Genomic DNA, 18,046 nt, shown 5'->3' on the forward strand with positions numbered 1-18,046 from the left:
GTTTAAATCGATAACATGTAACCTTTACCACGTACTGTAACAATACGCTTCTGATCCTTTTCATCACTTAATTTTTTACGTAGTCGACCAATCAATACATCGACGGTGCGATCACTTGGGCTCCAATCTGGTTGACCAATCTCTTCAGATATCTTTTCACGTGATGTTGCTTTACCCGCATTTGCAATTAAGCAAATAAGTACTTTGTGTTCAGCTTCTGTTAGGCGCGACTCTTCACCGTTGGGGGTAATCAAGGTTCGATTATCAGGGTGTAGCTTGAAGTCGGCATATTCAATAAACTCTTCGCTTTCATCATCGTTTTGAGAGCTCTTTAGACGTTTGTGAAGGGCACGCATTCTAAGTTCGAGCTCAAGTAAGTCTACGGGCTTACATATGTAGTCATCTGCACCTTGGGCAAGCCCTGCAATGCGATCGGCTTGAGAGTCTCTGCTTGATAGCATAATTACGCCAATTTCTGTGAGCGCGTTGAGTTCTTTTGCTAATAGCAGACCATCACGTTTGGGTAGTACTATATCGATGACAGCTAAAGAGATTGCATTTTGTGAAGGGGCGCGGGATTGCACAATGCCCAGTGCATCGGCACCTGTTGAGTCTACCTCAATCTCAAATTCAGTCTCTTTAAAATGGTTGAGAATACGTTTGACGAGTAGCTCGTCATCTTCAACCAATAAAACTTGAATAGTCATTAGCTTCTATTTCACACTTGATTTGTTGTTATGTTAGCACTGTATGACAAAGAGTGAGAAGTGTAATGGATAGGTTTATAACTATTTCTTACAATTTAATTAGTTAGGTGTCGTAAAGTGAAAGAAAAGTTGAGTACTTTTGTAGTACTCAACTATATAAAAATCTACTTTTCAGCGTAAAGGTATTGCCACCATTGTGGCTGCTCTTTTAGATTTTTATCGAAATAAGCGAGCATGGTGTCCCACCAATCAAAGCGTTTGTCGCGTGCAAATATCTGATGGTCTGCGCCTTTGTACTCAATGAGTTCGACATCTTTTCCTAGTAACTTTAATGCCGTGTACATATTGTGACTTTCCCCAACCGGTACATTCGTATCCGAATCACCATGCAGTAATAATAATGGAGTGGTCACCTTGTCGGCATGAAAAACAGGACTATGTTGGCTGTAAAGGGCTGGGTTATTCCAAGGAAAGCTATTTTTAGACGCCTCGTTAGAGTATAAGTACCCCCACCAGCCTTGTCCCCAATACGACGTAATATTAGAAATGCCAGCATGGGCGATTGAGGCACTAAACATATCTGTTTTGGTAGCCAGTAGCATAGTCATAAAGCCACCATAGGACGCACCTAAGTTGCCAACACGTTTGCTATCTACGAAGTGATACTGGTTTAAAAACGCCTTTGTGCCATCGATGATATCGTTCGCTGTGTACTCACCCCATGCATTTACGTGTTTAGCTGAGAACTCTTGGCCAAAGCCTGTTGCGCCCGTTGGTTGCACAACATAAACAACATAGCCATGCTCAGCCCACAAGTTAAATGGATAACGACCTGTAAAACCACGAGTAACGGGTGATGTACCGCCATAATAATAGACCAGTGCAGGGTATTTTTTGCTTTTATCTACGTTGTGCGGCAAGTAAACGCGGCCTTTAATTTCAATACCGTCTTTATTGGTAAAGTTAAACTCTTCAAGTGAGGCAATGGCAGTATCTTTATAGGCGATCGGTTTTGAATCCCACAATATTTTCGCGCGGCTGTTACCTAGGCTTAGTTGTTTCAGTTGCTGAGGTGTTGAAGCTGTAGTGCCAGTGAGCAAAATGCTGGGGTTGCGTTCTTTTGAATAACTAAATTGCTCAACAACATCAAAGCCGGCGTTCACCTTATTAAAGCGCTTTTTACTGAGGTCATACTGGTAAAGTTGTACTGTATCTTGTTCTGTAACTTTTATAAGTGCATCACCATTTTCAAGTACATTGAGTTGGCCAATTGCAGGATTAAATTCTTTGCTTAACGCTGTGGCTTTTTTACCATCACGACTTAAAAGGTAAAGTTGCCCATCGTAGTTATTAGCAAGCATGCCTTGTGGTAGGTTACGCCCTAAACCATTGTTAAAGTCAGGGCCTGCCGTTACATAAATCCCTTCGTTTGTGTATTTAGCCTGATTAAAGGTTTTAAATTGACCAAGTACATTGAGCGCTGATGTCGCCAGGTTTAATTCAACCAGCTCAGTTGCTGGCTCGGGTGATAGTTGCATTGCTTGTGCTGAGCGACTCATTAATATGCTGCCACGTTTGGCATCAAAGTCTTCAAGTGAGTGGCTAAGTGGGCCTTGGCTTACTATTTTGCTAAGACCTGTGGCAATATCAAGTAAATAGACTTGTGATGTCGTACGAGCATACGACCAGCGATCTTGTAGACCTTGATAGTGCTTAGTGAGCTTACCATTATCTTCAGGTGATTTTGACCAGCTAAAGATCAAGCTGTTTTGGTCATAAAATTGAAAGCCGTTCGCTCCAGAGAGGTTTTTAGCGATGACACTCAGCTGCATGGTTTTTAGATTTAAGCGCTTAAGCTCATCATTTAATAGATACACTAAACGTTTGCTGTCAGGGCTCCAAGTTATACTACTTGGCTGAGCTGACTCGAAACGATACAGAGTATTGTTCTTGGCGTCTTTAAGCTCTGTAACATATTGAGCTTGGTTGGCGGTTGCATCTTCGTAATGACGTTTGCTCGTGATAAAATAATCGCCACTGGGTGCCATTGACACAAAGCTAATTGTCGGCGCATCGAATAATTGCTTAGCCGATAAACCATGTTGCTGTTTAGCGCTAAATTGTATAGCGTCTAGTTCAGATTTAGCTGTAAAATCAAGCTCCACCTGATTCCAGTTTGCGACTTGCTCCGTAACGATAACAATTTGATGATCGCCTTGGCTTAAGGCTAATTCGTAGGCTTGATTTTTTTCTGTTTGTTTTTCGCCATCAATAAATAGCTGAGCGTTTTCAATGCCTTTTAAGGTCAATGTGCCTTCACTGAATCGATCTGTTGACGCTGTGAATTTAAGTGCTTGTAACCCTCCAAGGGTTAACGCACTGACTTTGTCGAATGCTTGCCAGTCAACGTCATTACCAAACAAATGTATACTGTCACTGCTTGTTTGTAAGCTTGGCAATAAGTTTGCGATGATGGCATCGCGATGATCGGTTTGATACGGCTTCAGTTGCATATCTTCTGCAAGTGGGCCAATAAACTGAATGGCTGATTTGTCGATTGGGTCTGCCAAAGAGGTTGTGCTTAGGGCACTGAGTACGAATGCACCCAGTGTTATTTTTAAATGGGTAGACTTACTCTGCCAAGTTCTTCTAAACGTCATAATTGAGCCTATAGTCGGTAATTTGAGCTAATATAGCACGCGCTAAAAAAGCCAAAAAGTGCTCTGCGTTAGAATGCAATCAGGGTTTGAGGTTAAGTCATACACTTGTTAAGGTGAGCAAGTTACCCCAAAGTGAGGATAGATAGTGACACTTTTACTTGTTTACATGGTCGTCGCCATTACGATTTCGTTTTTGTGTTCTGTGATGGAGGCGGTGTTATTAAGCATTACGCCCAGCTATGTTGCATTAATACGTAAACAACAGCCTCATTTAGCTAAACGTGTCTCCAAACTTAAAGATAATATAGATCAGCCGCTTGCCGCTATTTTAACTCTCAATACCATTGCTCATACCGCAGGTGCTGCGGGGGTTGGGGCTCAAGCAGCCGTGGTTTTTTCTGATGCTGCCGTGGGCGTTGCATCAGCTATTATGACGTTATTAGTGTTGGTGCTGTCTGAGATCATCCCTAAAACATTAGGCGCTAATTATTGGCGCGCTCTGACGCCTATTGTCAGCCTTGGCTTAGTTGGCTTGGTGTTTATGTTAAAACCCTTTGTCTGGTTTGCAGATATTCTTACTCGTTTCTTAGGTCGAAATTACGATGAAGCTTATTATATTCGTCAAGAAATTGAAGCTATGGCGGATATTGGAACGGAATCGGGAGCGCTTGGTCAGGATGAATCTGAAATAATAAGAAGCTTATTGCACTTTCGCCACGCTAAGCTCGATACCATCATGACACCACGTACTGTATTGTTCAAAGTACATAAAGATTTAACCGTTAATCAGTACTTGTCTGAATATGGCTCTTCGTCATTTTCTCGTGTACTGGTGTATGATCAAAATGGCGATGATATTATTGGCTTTGTGCATAAGAACGATATTATGCTTGCTTATCACCGATTAGGCGAAGACTATAAAATCAGTAAGTTAGTAAAACCTATCTATACTGTGCCAGAAACATTACACGTGCCAACCTTGCTTGAAACACTGTTGACAGAACGTACTCATATTTGCCTAGTTGTGGATGAGTACGGGGATGTGCAAGGAATTGTCACCCTTGAAGATCTCATTGAAGCGTTGATGGGCCTCGAAATAGTTGATGAACATGATCAGTCAGCTAATATGCAGCATGTTGCCAAGCAGCGTTGGCGACAGCGCCTAGAAAGTAGCAATACGATTGTTAGTGATGATAAGCGTAAGCCCTAACGCCTATAGCCAGCCGCCGTTTTAACCATTTGCCGCCATGATAAAGACCAATTTAAAAAGTCGTCTTTGGATTTTGGTCGGCATAGTAAAAAACCTTGCATAAGAATGAACTCTTTATACCTATCAAGGTAATCAAGCTCTTCAACGCGCTCGATGCCCTCTGCAACAATCGCTAAGTCCTCTTGTATGGCAATATTTACTAAACTACTGACGATAACTTGTGAAAATTGATCGGTTTCAATATTGCTGATCAAGGTTCTATCAATTTTTATTTCAGTAAAAGGCAGCGTTTTTAGTTGCTGTACGTTTGTAAAACCTGTACCGAAATCATCAAGGGATATGCCAAAGCCCCTCATGCGTAAGCGGTTAAGCGTTTCTAGCTGTGCAGCACTTCGTAAAGCATATTGTTCTGTTATTTCTAATATCACTTCACTGGGAGTGAGTTTATTAAGGTGTAGGATCAGGGCTAACTTATCAGGGCAGCTTAAGTCTTCTAACTGGGAAGGTGATAAATTGAATGCCAGCTTTAAGTTAGGATCAAAATGCTCTTTTATCTCATTAAAGTCATTGGTTGCTTTTTCGAATAACTGAAAAGTGATGAGGTTAATGAGGTCTAAGTCTTCAGCAATGCAGATAAATCGATCTGGCAAGACGACTTCATCTTCTTTACTGGTGTTTATACGCGCCAATACCTCAATGCTTTCTACCCGATTATCATGGCGATTGATTTTGGGCTGATAATAAGGAAGCACTTCATTGTGACTTATCGCATGCAGGAGCAGCGACTCTGAAATAGGTGATTTTGTACGTTCAATGTGAACAGAAAAATGCTCAAGTTTTTGCAGCAATAAATAAACCTGATTCAATTGTACAGGTTTCGAAATGTTGCCAATCAAGTGGGCGTTATGCTTACGTGCCAAATCTGCCGCTAAATCAATGACTTTTGGATCCATTTCAGAAATAATGGCTATCGCACCATTGTATTTCATTTCACCTAAGTGTCGAATAAGCTCCATCCCATCCATATCTGGCATATTTAAATCTGTAAATACGGCATCAAAGTAATGGGGTGCTTTTTTGATTTTCTCCAACGCATCAGTTGCACTTAAGCAGGTTGTGATATTTGTTATCTCGAGCTCATTTAGTATGGCTTGCATAACAATTAAAATTGCTTTGGAGTCATCTACTACAAGTATATGTCGGTTTGATTTCACCTTATTCACTCCATGAATAAATTAATCTTCTTTAAAAGTAGTAGGAAAAAAGGAGTTCGTCATGTTTTATAACTGGTCAGTGATGAAAAAAAACGCTACTTTAGAAATATTGTCAATAATCCGGAATTTTGCTTTTTCTAAATGTAATAGCTTAATACAACAATAGCGTTTAAAATCATTATGATAACGATACAGCTAAGTCTAGCAGATGAAATTTTTACCTTGCACCTTAAAGGTTCGCAATTAGTAGGACTTTTTCATCATCAACAAGCTATTACCTTTGAGTCGCCCAAGCAGTATATGTATGAGTTTGACTTTCGAGGTGAGCGAGTTGGCTTAGATACGTGTAATGTTGATAACCGCTGCTTAGCTATTTACATAAATCAGCAGTTTGCTCACCGATTAGTGATACCCACGATGACACCTACTAAACCCAAAAGAAGCGTTATTGGCCTTGTCGCTTTAGCGTTTAAATTATTTAAAAGTGCAAAAGTTGTTAAAGCAGCACTTGCTGGAGCATCCGTAGCGGGTTATGCATGGCTATTCTCGATAGAGTTTGCGTTGATGCTAATAGGGTGCTTGGTTGTGCATGAATATGGGCATGTCAGAGCGATGAAGTATTTTGGTATAAAAACCAAAGGTATTTACTTAATTCCATTTGTCGGCGGGCTTGCTGTTTCAGACGATAAAATTACGACCCGTTGGCAAGATGTTGTTATCTCATTGATGGGGCCAGCATTTGGTTTGATCACATCAGTACTGGGAGTGGTGCTTTATTACGCAACTGAGATGGAAATATTCGCGGGTGTAGCAGTATTAAGTGCACTACTTAATCTCTTCAATTTATTACCAATTCTCCCTCTAGATGGGGGGCATGTGCTGAAAAGTATTAGTTTCTCAATGCGCTCGTGGATTGGCCTAACAATGTGTTTAGTGGGTGTGTTATTAGGCCTTTGGCTTAGCTACACTTTCGGACTGACGTTGTTAGTGTTTTTCTTGTTTATTGGTGCGCTGGAAATACTTTTTGAGTGGCGTGAACGCCATAATTCACACCTTGTACCATTAGATACTTATGGGCAAACCTTCTCAACTGTGATGTATGCGCTGGTGGTCGCAGGCCATGTAGCCGTGATGATGCACTTTGCTGATTCACAAAGCGCAATCTTAAGCCTACCAATGAAAATTTTATCAAGTTAGTTTATTGTTTTCGCGCTGAGTTAATTTGAAATAGCACTATAAAATTAATCGGAATGTTCCTGAGCCATTTATTCGAATTTACTGACATGAACCCTCTATATTCCGTACTTATTTTAGGAGTTATCCTATTTACATAAAGTAGGGTAGAAATTTAAGTTAAATATCTGTGCTTTCCGATTACTTTGCAATTGCATGAGCACCACTTACGAGTCACGCCAATGGAAAGCTGTTTAAGGCTGAAATTATGTGAGAACAAGGCACATTGATTGGAGTGCTCGTTTAAAGTTTAAATCATTATGATTCCTTACTACATTTAGGGCGCCTTATCACTCTATCCGTTTTGGAGGTATGAAATGAAGCATCTCTACCGCGTATTATTTTTACTAATATCTACAGGAGTGATTACATATATAGGCATTGAATTTAAGCTAAATAAGAGCATACCGGAAACACTATCATTAGTTTGTATAATCTTTTTAAGTTTTTCTATCGGTTTCTATGTAGGTAGATATGAAAAAAGCTAGTTTAATGGACGCTGGTATAGCGAATGATACAGCGTGAAAGTAAACACTTGTTTGCTCTCAAAAACTTAAACATGTTACTTTTTATGGACTTTTTAGGAAAGGTTAGGACACACGAATCCGACTTTATAAAATATACAGATAAAAATTATGGGACGAATAAGTAAGCTTTTGGTATATAAACTGAACCAGTACGAAACGGTTAAATAAACAACCTTGTTTCGAACACTAAAAGCTAATCTCAGAGCTATTCCCTAAGCCTCGCTATGTATCCATTGCGATATTTTTATTGGCTTAGTAAAACGGGTTTATATACTTTAGCCTTATTTTAAGGATAAAAACTCAGCATTAGCGCAATAAACACACCGGTGATCACCAGTTGCACTAAACAAAAGCCCATAATATCTTTTGCTTTTAGTCCTGCTATCGCAAGTACAGGTAGGGCCCAAAAAGGCTGAATGAGGTTTGTCCATGCATCACCCCAAGCAACGGCCATAGCAACACGGGGTATGTCGGCACCGAGTGTTTGTGCCGCAGGTATGACGATAGGTGCCTGAACAGCCCATTGGCCTCCACCCGATGGCACAAATATATTCACAAAACCAGCGCTTAAAAAACTCCAAAATGGCAGTGTTTCGGCTGTGGCTATTGCGATGAAGCCTTCGGAAATTTGCTGAGCTAGGCCGGTGTTAACCATGATAGCCATAATGCCTGCGTAAAATGGAAATTGCACTACGATTCCAGCACCGCTTGGGATTGCTTGCTGTAGGCTTGTGAGTAAGTTATGAGGTGTTTGGTGCAGTAAAATAGCGCTGAATAAGAAAATGGCGATAACACTATTTAAATTTAAGCCACCGTTACTCAGTACAAAGTAATAAACTAGATAGCCAAGGCCGATGAGTCCCATCCCTATACCCAGTATGCGGCTATGCTCAATGACTTCAGCAGGACGGCTAGGGGTTACCGACTGAGTCGGTTCATCATCTAGCTTTGCAGGGTCAATATATATACTGTCTTTGTTGCTTGGCAACATGTAGCGGTTTACAAGTGGCATGACAATAAATAAGCCAATGACAATTGCGATATTAAACCCTGAAAAAATAGTACTGTCCGTACCTATTACGCCGATACTTTGCTCTGAAAAGTGCCCCTCTGTTGCGATAGTCAGTGGTACTGAGCCTGCCAAGCCACCATGCCAGACAATAAAGCCTGAATAAGCACTGGCAACGAGTAACCTGTAATCAACGCGAACTTGTTTGGCAATCGCTTTTGCAAACAAAGCTCCTATTACTAAACCAAAGCCCCAGTTGAGCCAGCTTGCTAATAATGAAACGAACGTAACCAGTATAATTGCCTTGGCAGGTGTACTAGCCAAGGCCGCCAGCTTGGTTAATAGATGTCGCATGACAGGCGTACTTGCCAGCATATAACCGGTTAGTAATACTAACAGCATTTGCATGGCAAATTGCAATAAGTTCCAAAAGCCGCTTCCCCAAGCCGTTAAAATTTGTATCGGTGTCGATGGTGTGAAAATACCAGCAACGATAAAGCTTAAAAAAGTTAATAAAATTACAAAAATAAATGGATCTGGTAGGTAACGCTCAACCAGTTTTGTGAATGGCTTTGCAACATGATTTAGCATAATTTTTATTGTTGTCAGTAAATTGATTGTGCCAATTAATCATGAAAATAACTAATTGGCAAATCGACATTCTGTGGTGGGTTTACATTGGGCATCTCAAAAAGTGCTCATCAGGATTTTTTTGCGTTATTTAAAAGGGCAATTATTTATAAGGCTATTTTTGTTGCTCGAGTACAGCTCTTAAACGCGATTGTACTTCCTCGACAAGTAAAATAGGTTGAAACTTAGACAAGAAGGCATTACACCCTACCTTTTCAACCATTGCTTGGTTAAAACTACCACTCAAAGAGGTATTTAAAACGATATGTAGGTTTTTTAGGCGGCTATCTTGGCGAATTTCATGGGTGAGCCTATAACCATCCATTGCCGGCATTTCAGCATCGGTAATTACCATCAGTAATTCTTTTTCAACATCCTTGCCCTCGTCTGCCCAGCCTTTTAGCATCTCTAATGCTTCAAGGCCATTACGTGCAGGAATTATTTCTATACCTAATTGAGTTAGTGTATCACTTACTTGTTTGCGCGCAGTCGGGGAGTCATCGGCATGTAAAATTTTACGACCTGTGAACTCGTTGACTATATTTTGATCTAAAATGTCATCGCTGATTTGCACTTCGTATTCGATAATTTCAGCCAAGACTTTTTCAACATCGATAATCTCAACTAGGTGCTCTTGATTATCACGTTTAATTTTTGTCAGTGCAGTTAGGTAATGGTTTTTACCAATAGCGGTGGGTGGTGGCATAATGTCAGACCATGTCATATTGATAATCTGATCGACTTTGCCAATTAAAAAGCCCTGTACGGTGCGATTGTACTCAGTAATTACTAAGTTAGTATCTTCAATGTGTTTCGCCTCAGGCATGTTAATCGCTTTACGTAAATCGATCACAGGAATAGATTCACCACGGATATCGACAACACCAGATACTTTAGGATGTGAATTGGGTATTTTGCTTAAGTGGGGAAGTTTAACAACCTCTTTGACTTTGAATACATTGAGCGCAAATAAGTGGCGGCTGTGTAGATAAAACAGCAAGAGCTCTAAACGATTTTCACCAACTAATTGTGTACGTTGATCGACTGAAGCTAGAACACCAGACATATTGCACCCTTAAGACTTAATACAGAGAAAGTATAGTCTACTATTATTTTTCATCGACAGACATTAAGAATTTTCCACCAGTTGCTAAAACCTATGCATTACAGTACCGTATCGGTTAATTTCTTCTAAGATACATTGCAAGGATTATGCATCATATTTTTAACCGCTTAGTGGTACTTATACGCAGTCATATTGATCAGGTTAGCTGGCAGGCTGTGGTAATAACAACACTTTTCCATATGTTGCTTATTTGGTGGTTACTCGTGCTTGCAGGGGAGCAGGATCTCACGCCAATTAGCACCTACTTTTACTATTATGTTGTCACGACTTCTACAGTCGGTTATGGCGACTTTAGTGCCAGTACAGAGCTAGGACGCTGGATCGTTGCACTGCTACAAATTCCTTTTGGTTTGGCATTATTTGGTGTTCTGTTAGGAAAAACAGGGCAAACAGTTACTTACTTGATTAGGCGCGCTATGACGGGTGATAAAAGCTTCTCACATATTAACAATCATATAATTATCTTCGGTTGGCATGATACGCGGACAAAAAAGATGATTGACTATATTTTGGCAGATAACAAGCGTCTTGATCGACGCATATTATTAGCAGTGACCGAGCAAATGGAACATCCATTTCTAGCCAATACACATGTTGATTTTGCTCGCTTAAGTAGTTTTACCGATATTGATGAGTTAAAACGTGTGGCTATAGAGCGGGCAGATAAAATTATTATTGATGGTCAAGACGATGACCAAACATTCACAACGGCATTACGCATCAGTAAATTGGTCAATGAGCAGTGCCATATTAGTGCTCATTTTGATGATGAAACTAAAATTGAGATGCTACTTGAGCATTGTAATAATGTTGAATGCAGTAGTTCTAAGTCTGCAGAAATTCTTGTACGTTCGATGCAAGACCCAGGTTCAAGCCGTGTGCAAGAAGAATTATTATCTACGCTACACGGTGACACGCAATTTAGCTTGCCAATACCTAAGGGTGTAAAAGCCATGACGTTTGGTAATTTATTTCATCACTTTAAACAAAGTCATGATGCGATTTTGCTTGGTGTGGCGCATAACTTAAGTGCTCAGAATATGGATTTAAACCCACCTCTGGATTATACCGTCAGTGAGGGGGATATTTTGCACTACATCGCCGTTGAACGTGTACTTAGTAATGAAGTTGATTGGTCTTCATTGGTGAGCGAATGAATGAAGTTGCGTTTTTAATTATTGTATTGAGTGCGTATATTTTGCCTGTGGTGATTGTTTTAAATAGCAAACGCACTCAGGGGCATGAAAAAAATGCATGGTTAATAGGGATTATCTTGTTTTCGTGGTTAGCACTTATCATGTACTTAACCATCGTGCCCAAGCATGGGCACGTTAAAAAAAATAAAAAGGCGAAAAGTAAACACTAAGTTATTTTAACTGTTTTAGTTTGTGTTCAATAACCGGATCGTCAGGAGCCAGTTGTTGCGCCACTTTAAGCAATTTTACGGCATCTTTAGGGTGTTGCTCTTGGTGTTTTAGAGCAACATCTAACAAAGGTTGCACATCAACGTTTTCTTGCTCTTCTTTTACATGCTCCGCTTTTTCATCAATTAAAATGTTATGGGCTGTACTCAATAGTGCCAAGCGGTGTGCGGAACTCGCATTCGCTTTGTTAAGGCGGCGATAGTAGTCTTCTTTAAAACGCAGTGTACGTGTTTGCTGGCGAAATTGTGCAATATCGACTTGCTGGTGGCGCATAAAGTCAACGGCAACATCTTTATAAAATCCAAACTTACTGAGGTAAGTGGCATGTACACTGTGTCCCATTCCGAACACTCTTAGATGATTAAGCTGTGGGTAGCGCTTAGCGTGGGCACGGTCGATGCGATTTGTTGGGTCGTAAATAATGTAGCCTTTAGCGTGGCCTAAATCTAAGTCATGGTAATCACCGTGCCAATCAAAATTTTGTGCGATATCTGTGCTTGAGCGATCATCCCATGGCACTTTATCTTTATTTTTGGTGCTGACAGGGTGAAATAATAGTACTTTGTCGAGTTTTAATAAGTTAGCGAATGCACCTACTGCAAAGCCACCACGACTCAAGCCGTAACCTAATCGCTCGGTAAAGCAACTAACTAAAGGTGCCAATTGCTCAATAAAGAAAATCAGATTCCGATGTCTAAACCAATTGCTTTTCCCTAAATGTTGAAACGCAATTATATTTATTCCCTGCTTTTTGGCGAGCTTATAGCCCCAAGGAGTAAAGTCGTCGGTTAAGTCATGTTCTTGATAATTGGTACCAGCAGGAGAGAAGGTAAATAGCAGTGGCTTATTAGCATCGCTGATGTGATATTTCATATACACATCACCAAGCAAGTCGCCGCCAATAAATGGTAGTTGATTTTGCTGTTCGTCGCGGGGTAGCTTGGTCCACTCATCTAACCAATACAATAATTTCATACATACCCCATCTTACCCTTGAAACAAAGGTGACGTATTTTAGCAAATTTGGGGGCTCATTTAAATGACAGTGATTTTATGTCTCACTCATTGTCATTATTTGCTGCCAGTCATGTTCAGTCACGGGCATGACTGACAGTCGGCCGCCTTTTTTAAGGGCGATTTCGGTAATTGACTCATTGGCTTTAATTGCTTGTAAGCTCACTGGCTTTTTAAGGTGTGATTGATATTTCACATCGACCACAAACCAGCGAGGGTTGTCTGTTGTTGCTTTGGCGTCATAGTAGTCGCTATTTAAATCGAATTGTGTTGGGTCAGGGTAGGCATCACGCGTTATCGTTGCAATGCCTACCACACCAACTGCTTTGCAACTGGAGTGGTAAATCATCACCAAATCACCTTGCTTCATGTCATCACGCATGAAATTACGGGCTTGATAATTACGTACGCCATCCCACATAGAGGTTTGCTCAGGTGTGTTTTTTAGATCATCAATTGAAAATGCATCGGGTTCGGTTTTAAAAAGCCAATAAGCCATAATGAGGTGCTCTTACAAAGATTTACTTCCAATTAGTCTATAGTATCATTAAACGCTTGTCGGGATTGAGGATAAATAAATGAGCCAAGTATTAGATGATTTGCTGTCATTAATGGCGCTAGAAGAAATTGAACAAGGCTTATATCGTGGCCAAAGCCAAGATTTAGGGTTTAGAGCTGTTTTTGGCGGCCAAGTTATGGGCCAAGCTTTATCGGCCGCTAAAGAAACGTTACCCGAGGGGCGCATCGTTCACTCTCTGCATTCTTACTTCTTACGCCCAGGGGATGCTGCAAAACCGATTGTTTATGATGTAGAAAACATTCGTGATGGTAGAAGTTTTAGCACCCGCCGTGTGAAAGCCATTCAATACGGTAAACCTATTTTTTATATGACGGCGTCATTCCAAGGCGATGAAGAGGGGTTATCGCATCAAGCGCAAATGCCAAGTGTGCCACAGCCTGAAGAGCTAAAGTCGTCTCTTGAATTCTATCAAGCGAATGCCGAGCTTATTCCTGAACCTATACGCAATAAGTTCATTCGCGAAGTGCCGATTGAAATGCGCCCTGTGACTTTTCATAACCCATTTAAGCCACAAGTTATGGAGCCAGTGAAACATATTTGGTTTAAAGCCAATGGCGAGATGCCTGACGACCAGCGCATTCATAATTATTTACTTGCGTATGCATCGGATTTTGAGTTCTTACCAACGGCCTTACAGCCCCACGGTGTATCGTTTATGCAGCCGAATATGCAGGTTGCGACGATTGACCATGCAATGTGGTTCCATCGTCCGTTTAGACTTGATGATTGGATTTTATATTCGATTGATAGCCCAAGTGCGAGCTCTGGACGTGGTTTGGTGCGAGGCCAATTCTTTGACCGTCAAGGCAACTTGGTTGCCTCAACGATCCAAGAAGGGGTCATGCGTCAGCGTTAACCTTTTGAGTGCTTAGCTTGGCTTTGCACTATGTCGTCAATTGACTGCCAGACGCGTGCTGGCAGCAATGCCTTAAGGTATATATACACCTCACACAGCTCACTGCTACCCGTTAAGCCTTGTTCTGTTTCAGTGATCAGCTTCTGCTCACGTAAACTTGTAATAAAACCAATGAGTACTTTCTTATCAAAGAATTCAGGGGTTTTAATGCCGTGTAACGTCCCTAAACGCTCTGCCAATACTTGGCTTTCATGCTCAAGTTCAGCACGCTCAATGCCATGACTGGTTTGGATAAAACCAATAACGATTGCATAACGTTGTAAAGTTAAGCTTAAAGCGCGACCGAGTATTTCTAGTTTTGCTAAGCAATCACTGCTGTTGGTGATTTTTATATTATCACCGTCAATTTCAATGAGGTCTTGATCAACAAAGCTGGCAAGAACACGCGTAATGTAGTTTTCATCTAACTCATGTAAGAACCACTCTTTGGCAAATAGTGGGTAAAAGCGTGCAATCAAAGCGTGGCAATCTGCCATCGTCGTTTTATGCGCTTTAAATAAATGCAGTGCAAGCAAGCTTGGCACAGCAAACAAGTGCAATACGTTATTACGGTAATAGTTGAATAACGTTTTCTCTTTGTCGTTAATCGCGATAATTTCACCAAACTCATCGCTGATAACATCAAATTTATTAAGCTTAAGCGCATGCTCTAATAGCTGCTCAGCCGTTTCGTCTGGTGTTGTTACTTTGTCGCTATAACTCGCGCTGCGTTGTAAATGTAGATAAAACTCAAGCTGAGCAATCAATTTAGGCTTACTTAACGCATGTTTATCATTAACTAATAAAATCATGGCCAGTAGATTCACCGCATTGAGTGCCGCGGCGCTATTAATATTAACCATGACTTTATCAGCAAGGTTGGCGACCTGCGGCCCAAGCCATTGTGGTTTTTGTACATCGGTTGGGTGAATAGATTCACGCCAATCAGGTTGCTGCTCATTCAGGTATTGGTTTATCGAAATAGGGTCGCCAAAGTTTAAGTAACCACGCCCATAGTTTTTCAGGTTTTTAATCGCTTTAAAGATACCTAATATCGACTCACCTTTTTTATCGTTACCGGCAAGCTCTTTTAAGTAGGTATTAATTTCCATTACGTGCTCATAACCTATGTATACAGGCACAATCGAAATAGGGCGATCAATACCTCGTAGCATGGCTTGCAACGTCATAGCGAGCATACCTGTTTTTGGCGGTAACAAACGACCAGTTCGGCTACGGCCACCTTCAGTGTAAAACTTTACTGAATAACCTTTGATAAACAGCTGACTCAGGTATTCTTTGAATACTGATGAATACAGTTTATTGCCCGCGAATGAGCGGCGAATAAAGAACGCACCGCTACGGCGGAATACACCACCGGCTGGGAAGAAGTTTAAGTTAATACCTGCCGCGATATGCGGCGGTACCAAACCTAAATGGTAAATAGAGTAGGTCAGTAATAAGTAGTCCATATGAGAGCGGTGACACGGCATATAAATAATCTCGTGGCCTTTATCAGTCAGCTCATTGACTTGTTCAGAAAACTTAATATCAATACCGTTGTAAAGCTTATTCCATAACCAAGTTAACACGCGATCAGCAACACGAATGGTTGCATCACTGTAATTTGCCGCTATTTCATCAAGAAGTTTCAGCGCATTTTGGCGTGCTTGCTGTTGGCTGATGTTCTTTTCTTTGGCTTCAATTTGAATGGCTTTTTTAATTGTTGGTGAAGCAAGTAGCGAATTGAATAGCTGCTCTCGCGATGGCATTTTAGGGCCAGTTGCAGCCAGTTTTTGACGTTTGAAGTGAACGCGTGCAACACGCAGTAGTTTGTGTGGTAGCTCATCCACGTCTGCTTTTTCGTTCACTAGCAGTGATAAGTCCAGGGGCTGACTAAAACGAATAAAATTATCGCGCCCAGAGAATAGCAATACAAAAAACTTGCGGAACCAACTTGGTGTGAGCGAGTGCGATACTAACGTCCCTAAGCCAGGTTTTTCTTTACCTGGGTTACGACCCCATAAAATAGTCACGGGGATCACTTGCACGTTTTTTTCTCCCGTGCGCATCAAATGATCAATGATTTGCTTGCCTTGTTGCAGCGCATTACTGGGTTTACTTTTGTCCCCAAATAATGGCGGAGGGTTTTGAATACCAATAAAGCGATTAAGTTCAGCATGCCCTAAAAGCTGCTCTTGTGTTGGGTCTGGTAGACCATATTTTTTACACACGCGTGCGAGTGCAGCCAAATCTGAGCGTGCATTAAGCTTAACTATATAGAAAGTCGGGTTAGCTGGGTTTAGGTTATATTGTTCAATCGGGTTGTCAGGCAGTACCTTGCTTCTTACAAACAAGCGGTTCATACCTGCTGACATAAAATTCAAACAACGATTAATGATACGCATCAACTCACCAAAGTAAATAAAGTAGTAATAGAGGCAAAAATAAGCGCAATAGAATAGCAATTATTAACTGGACTGACCATTTAAAAGCGATGCTTGCGCGCCTCAGACTGCACAAGTATAAAGTAAAGACGGCAATGTTATTGATAAAGTTCGAAAATTAAACAAATTTTAATTGGGGCTGTGGATTTTTTCAAAATTGTTGTTGCATTTATCACCAATATCACTATAATACGCAGGCTTTCAAAATTCCCTCGGGAACTTGGAAGGAAAGATTAAGCTTGGATTTCAAGCTAATAAAACAGGAACTCCGATTTGGAGTTCAACGTAGATATAAGAAAGCAGCCGACATCTTAGTTAGTAAGATTGTTTCGGTCGTTTTTTTATGCTCTTTTTAAATGCTCTTTATATTGAGGTTTAAGAATGTCAAATCAACGCATTCGTATTCGCCTAAAAGCTTTTGACCACCGTTTGATTGACCAATCAACGGCGGAAATCGTGGAAACTGCGAAACGCACTGGCGCACAAGTACGTGGTCCAATCCCACTACCTACACGCTTTGAACGTTTTACTGTACTAACTTCACCGCACGTTAACAAAGACGCGCGTGATCAGTACGAAATCCGCACCCATAAACGTCTGATCGACATCGTAGAACCAACTGACAAGACTGTTGACGCTCTTATGCGTTTAGATCTTGCTGCTGGTGTTGATGTTCAAATCAGCCTGGGTTAATCGGAAGATTAGAGAGGTTTTAGGAAAATGGCATTAGGTCTAGTCGGTCGTAAAGTGGGTATGACACGTATCTTCACTGAAGATGGTGTATCTATCCCTGTGACAGTTATCGAAGCGACTCCTAACCGTATTGCTCAGATCAAATCTGAAGCAACTGACGGTTATAACGCGCTTCAAGTAACCGCAGGCACTAAAAAAGCAAGCCGTGTAAACAAAGCAGCAGCGGGTCACTTCGCTAAAGCTGGTGTTGAAGCGGGTCGCGGTCTGTGGGAATTCCGCCTAAATGGTGGTGAAGGCGATTTTGAAGTAGGCGCTGAGCTTACTGTTGAATTATTCAACGAAATCAACAAAGTTGACGTAACCGGTACTTCTAAAGGTAAAGGTTTCCAAGGTGGTGTTAAGCGCTGGAATTTCAGCATGCAAGACGCGACTCACGGTAACTCTCTATCTCACCGTGCTCCTGGTTCAATCGGTCAAAACCAATCACCTGGTAAGGTGTTTAAAGGTAAAAAAATGGCCGGTCACATGGGTGCTGAGCGTGTAACGACTCAAAACTTAGAACTAGTTCGCGTTGACGCTGAGCGTAACTTGCTTTTAGTTAAAGGTGCAGTACCTGGCGCTATCGGCGGTGACGTTATCGTTAAACCAGCTGTTAAAGCATAAGTCCTGGAGATTTA

15 protein-coding genes are annotated in these 18,046 nt (G+C 41.1%); 7 read left to right on the forward strand and 8 right to left on the reverse strand.

Going from position 1 to position 18,046, the window contains the following annotated elements:
- Nucleotides 1-2: 2 nt before the first annotated feature.
- Complete coding sequence (locus L3Q70_RS00760) at nt 3-707, reverse strand: response regulator transcription factor (protein WP_062568187.1); 705 nt, start codon at nt 705-707, stop codon at nt 3-5.
- A gap of 164 nt (nt 708-871) precedes the next feature.
- Nucleotides 872-3,367, reverse strand: a complete 2,496-nt coding sequence (locus tag L3Q70_RS00765) for a S9 family peptidase (protein ID WP_237114691.1) — start codon at nt 3,365-3,367, stop codon at nt 872-874.
- 145 nt (nt 3,368-3,512) lie between these two features.
- Here L3Q70_RS00765 and L3Q70_RS00770 point away from each other — a divergent pair, with 145 nt between their 5' ends.
- Entirely contained in the window at nt 3,513-4,577 is a 1,065-nt protein-coding gene (locus L3Q70_RS00770; protein WP_062568189.1) for a hemolysin family protein, read from the forward strand.
- Here L3Q70_RS00770 and L3Q70_RS00775 read toward each other — a convergent pair.
- Nucleotides 4,574-5,800: an EAL domain-containing response regulator gene (locus tag L3Q70_RS00775; protein ID WP_083515273.1), complete on the reverse strand. Its 1,227-nt coding sequence runs from the start codon at nt 5,798-5,800 to the stop codon at nt 4,574-4,576. The genes L3Q70_RS00770 and L3Q70_RS00775 overlap by 4 nt on opposite strands.
- A gap of 171 nt (nt 5,801-5,971) precedes the next feature.
- On the opposite strand from L3Q70_RS00775, the gene L3Q70_RS00780 reads away from it, so the two are divergent.
- Complete coding sequence (locus tag L3Q70_RS00780; protein WP_193988130.1) at nt 5,972-6,988, forward strand: site-2 protease family protein; 1,017 nt, start codon at nt 5,972-5,974, stop codon at nt 6,986-6,988.
- Between the two features lie 849 nt (nt 6,989-7,837).
- Here the strand turns inward: L3Q70_RS00780 and L3Q70_RS00785 are convergent.
- Complete coding sequence (locus tag L3Q70_RS00785) at nt 7,838-9,151, reverse strand: TIGR00366 family protein (protein ID WP_237114692.1); 1,314 nt, start codon at nt 9,149-9,151, stop codon at nt 7,838-7,840.
- 154 nt (nt 9,152-9,305) lie between these two features.
- A complete protein-coding gene (locus L3Q70_RS00790) occupies nt 9,306-10,256 on the reverse strand; it encodes a chemotaxis protein CheV (RefSeq protein WP_237114693.1) in 951 nt (316 codons plus the stop codon).
- Nucleotides 10,257-10,402: 146 nt separating this feature from the next.
- Between L3Q70_RS00790 and L3Q70_RS00795 the strand changes: the two genes are divergently transcribed.
- Nucleotides 10,403-11,473 carry a potassium channel family protein gene (locus L3Q70_RS00795; protein ID WP_237114694.1) on the forward strand — a complete coding sequence of 357 codons (1,071 nt, stop codon included), beginning with the start codon at nt 10,403-10,405 and terminating at the stop codon, nt 11,471-11,473.
- The gene (locus L3Q70_RS00800) at nt 11,470-11,682 is read left to right on the forward strand and encodes a hypothetical protein (RefSeq protein WP_062568194.1); all 213 of its coding nucleotides are present in this window, start codon (nt 11,470-11,472) and stop codon (nt 11,680-11,682) included. Before L3Q70_RS00795 ends, L3Q70_RS00800 begins: the two co-directional genes overlap by 4 nt.
- 1 nt (nt 11,683) lies before the next feature.
- Here the strand turns inward: L3Q70_RS00800 and L3Q70_RS00805 are convergent, their stop codons facing one another.
- On the reverse strand, nt 11,684-12,715 hold the full coding sequence (locus L3Q70_RS00805) for a cytosolic protein (RefSeq protein ID WP_237114695.1): 1,032 nt from the start codon (nt 12,713-12,715) through the stop codon (nt 11,684-11,686).
- A gap of 76 nt (nt 12,716-12,791) precedes the next feature.
- Complete coding sequence (locus tag L3Q70_RS00810; protein ID WP_062568196.1) at nt 12,792-13,253, reverse strand: EVE domain-containing protein; 462 nt, start codon at nt 13,251-13,253, stop codon at nt 12,792-12,794.
- Between the two features lie 79 nt (nt 13,254-13,332).
- Between L3Q70_RS00810 and tesB the strand changes: the two genes are divergently transcribed.
- Nucleotides 13,333-14,190, forward strand: coding sequence for an acyl-CoA thioesterase II (gene tesB / locus L3Q70_RS00815; RefSeq protein WP_062568197.1), 858 nt, complete (start codon nt 13,333-13,335; stop codon nt 14,188-14,190).
- Here the strand turns inward: tesB and plsB are convergent.
- The gene (gene plsB / locus L3Q70_RS00820) at nt 14,187-16,637 is read right to left on the reverse strand and encodes a glycerol-3-phosphate 1-O-acyltransferase PlsB (protein ID WP_062568198.1); all 2,451 of its coding nucleotides are present in this window, start codon (nt 16,635-16,637) and stop codon (nt 14,187-14,189) included. The genes tesB and plsB overlap by 4 nt on opposite strands.
- Nucleotides 16,638-17,057: 420 nt before the next feature.
- Here plsB and rpsJ point away from each other — a divergent pair, with 420 nt between their 5' ends.
- Together rpsJ and rplC are read left to right on the forward strand one after the other, a co-directional pair.
- Nucleotides 17,058-17,369: a 30S ribosomal protein S10 gene (gene rpsJ, locus L3Q70_RS00825; protein WP_002957900.1), complete on the forward strand. Its 312-nt coding sequence runs from the start codon at nt 17,058-17,060 to the stop codon at nt 17,367-17,369.
- Between the two features lie 27 nt (nt 17,370-17,396).
- Nucleotides 17,397-18,032 (forward strand): 50S ribosomal protein L3, encoded by a 636-nt coding sequence (rplC, locus tag L3Q70_RS00830; protein WP_036974218.1) that lies wholly within the window; start codon nt 17,397-17,399, stop codon nt 18,030-18,032.
- Nucleotides 18,033-18,046: the final 14 nt, after the last annotated feature.

Origin of the sequence: Pseudoalteromonas sp. CF6-2 (assembly GCF_021729425.1) — a bacterium.
In the GTDB taxonomy this organism is placed as follows: Bacteria; Pseudomonadota; Gammaproteobacteria; order Enterobacterales; family Alteromonadaceae; genus Pseudoalteromonas; species Pseudoalteromonas arabiensis.

Coding starts and splice junctions, on each gene's coding strand:
- L3Q70_RS00790 (WP_237114693.1), bottom strand. CDS start 10,256: ATGTCTGGTGTTCTAGCTTCAGTCGATCAACGTACACAATTAGTTGGT.
- L3Q70_RS00780 (WP_193988130.1), top strand. CDS start 5,972: ATGATAACGATACAGCTAAGTCTAGCAGATGAAATTTTTACCTTGCAC.
- plsB (WP_062568198.1), bottom strand. CDS start 16,637: ATGCGTATCATTAATCGTTGTTTGAATTTTATGTCAGCAGGTATGAAC.
- L3Q70_RS00810 (WP_062568196.1), bottom strand. CDS start 13,253: ATGGCTTATTGGCTTTTTAAAACCGAACCCGATGCATTTTCAATTGAT.
- L3Q70_RS00800 (WP_062568194.1), top strand. CDS start 11,470: ATGAATGAAGTTGCGTTTTTAATTATTGTATTGAGTGCGTATATTTTG.
- L3Q70_RS00785 (WP_237114692.1), bottom strand. CDS start 9,151: ATGCTAAATCATGTTGCAAAGCCATTCACAAAACTGGTTGAGCGTTAC.
- L3Q70_RS00805 (WP_237114695.1), bottom strand. CDS start 12,715: ATGAAATTATTGTATTGGTTAGATGAGTGGACCAAGCTACCCCGCGAC.
- rpsJ (WP_002957900.1), top strand. CDS start 17,058: ATGTCAAATCAACGCATTCGTATTCGCCTAAAAGCTTTTGACCACCGT.
- tesB (WP_062568197.1), top strand. CDS start 13,333: ATGAGCCAAGTATTAGATGATTTGCTGTCATTAATGGCGCTAGAAGAA.
- rplC (WP_036974218.1), top strand. CDS start 17,397: ATGGCATTAGGTCTAGTCGGTCGTAAAGTGGGTATGACACGTATCTTC.
- L3Q70_RS00765 (WP_237114691.1), bottom strand. CDS start 3,367: ATGACGTTTAGAAGAACTTGGCAGAGTAAGTCTACCCATTTAAAAATA.
- L3Q70_RS00795 (WP_237114694.1), top strand. CDS start 10,403: ATGCATCATATTTTTAACCGCTTAGTGGTACTTATACGCAGTCATATT.
- L3Q70_RS00760 (WP_062568187.1), bottom strand. CDS start 707: ATGACTATTCAAGTTTTATTGGTTGAAGATGACGAGCTACTCGTCAAA.